This is a genomic window from bacterium (assembly GCA_024224155.1).
GTDB lineage: Bacteria > Acidobacteriota > Thermoanaerobaculia > Multivoradales > JAHEKO01 > CALZIK01.
Map to the genome: position 1 here is coordinate 1 of JAAENP010000501.1, position 1,980 is coordinate 1,980.

Genomic DNA, 1,980 nt, shown 5'->3' on the forward strand with positions numbered 1-1,980 from the left:
CAGGTTCGAAAGACAGAGTTGTCAAGGTGTGGGATCTGGAGACCGGCGAATGCCGGGCTACACTCAGCGGCCATACAGGCCAGGTGAGATCCGTCTCGATTACGCCGGATGCCGAACGCATTCTCTCCGCTTCAGACGACAAGACAATCCGAATCTGGGAGGCGCGAAGTGGCCGCCACCTTTCGACCCTAACGGGACATTCGGGGCTAGTGATGTCTGTCTTTGCCATGGGCGATGGTCGAAGAGCTCTTTCTGGTTCGAGTGACAAAACGATCAAACTGTGGGATCTTGATTCGCAGCGATGCCTGACCACGCTTGACGGACACTCTGGCGAGATCTGGTCCGTTGCGGTGGCGCACGACGGGAAACGTGCCGTCTCTGGCTCAGATTCTGGGCTCCTCAAGTACTGGGACTTGGAGACCGGCGAATCTCTGGCAACACTTAAGGGACATTTGTGGTCCATAAAGTCGGTCCAGATCACCCCGGACGGCCGGCAGACCGTTTCGGGCTCCCAAGACACAACGCTGAGACTCTGGGAATTGGACGAGGGAACTTGCGTCGGGACTTTCGAGGGCCATAGACACCAAGTACTCTCGGTTGCTATTTCCCCCGATGGTTCTTTGATCGCGTCGACGAGTTTTAACGACGAGACATTGCGGCTGTGGGATCTGAAAGCCGGCGAATGCCTCCAAGAACTTACGGCTGAGCACCACGAATCTTTCGTCTCTGTCACCTTTAGCCCAGACGGCACGCGCCTCATCACAGGATGTGCTGAGACTTCTAACATCTACGTCTACCATCTTTCCGGCTTGCACGCAGCCCCACAGATTGACGTCGCTCGCCGCTACGTGAACGCAAAAGTCGTCCTCCTCGGCGAAAGCGGCGTTGGTAAATCGGGACTTGCCCACCGCCTGATCGACGACGAGTTCGTCCAGACCCACTCGACCCACGGCATGCAGGTCTGGCCTCTCGACCTGCCGATAGAGGAAGACGAGGCCTTTGAGCGCGAGGCGCTGCTCTGGGACCTCGCCGGGCAGGAGGACTACCGCCTGATCCATCAACTCTTCCTCGACGAGACCGCCCTCGCCCTGATGCTGGTCAACCCCCAGAAGGACGATCCCTTCGCCGAGGTCGGCGATTGGGAGAAGGCGCTGTCCGCCGCCGTGCCCCGCGACATCGCCAAGCTCATGATCGCCGCCCGCGTCGACGTCGGCGGCGTGCGGGTCAGTCGCAAGAAGATCGATCGCTTTCTGAAAGAGCACGGCTTCGCTGCCTATCTCGAGACCAGCGCCAAACGGGGCGACGCCTGCTCCGACAAGGAGAGCGGCGAGCCCTCGGACTTGAAGCGGCTGATCGCCGAGCACATTGCCTGGAAGGACCTGCCGTGGACATCGACTCCGCGCCTCCTCGCCGAGCTCAAGACAGCCGTCCTCGAGATCACCGAGGACGTGGCGCTGCTACGCTTTGCGGGGCTCGAACAGCGGCTGCGGCAGAGCCTCCCCGACGAGACGTTCGGCGAGCCCGACGTGCGCACGGCGGTGACGCTGCTGGCCAACCATGGCCTGGTCCTGCCCTTCGACTTCGGTGACCTCGTGCTCCTGAAACCGCATCTCCTGAACGGCTACGCAGCAGCCGTGATCCGCGCCGCGCGCGCCCATACCGATGAGATCGGCTGCGTAGCCGAGGCCGAGGTCTTCCGTCGCGGAATCGACTTCGAAGGCGTCGAGCGGCTGGAGCACTCGGACGAAGACCTTCTGCTGCGCGCCATGGTCCAGACCCTCCTCGACCGTTCGCTGTGCATCGCCGAGGAGACGCCGGACGGCAAGCAGCTCATCTTCCCGTCCCAATACCGGCGAGAGCGGGAGATCGCGGAGTATCCGGACGTCTACGTCTCCTACACCTTCAGCGGCGAGCTGGCGACGGTCTATACCACCCTGGTCGTGCGGCTGTGGTACAGCCAGGAGTTCGACAACAAGGAGC

Annotated in this window: 1 protein-coding gene; it reads left to right on the top strand. The window is 61.7% G+C overall.

Translation table 11 applies throughout. The annotated features are described in order from the left end of the window. Positions 1-83 precede the first annotated feature (83 nt). Positions 84-1,980 (top strand): hypothetical protein (locus GY769_23600; GenBank protein MCP4204905.1); only part of this gene is annotated, 1,897 nt, incomplete at its 3' end.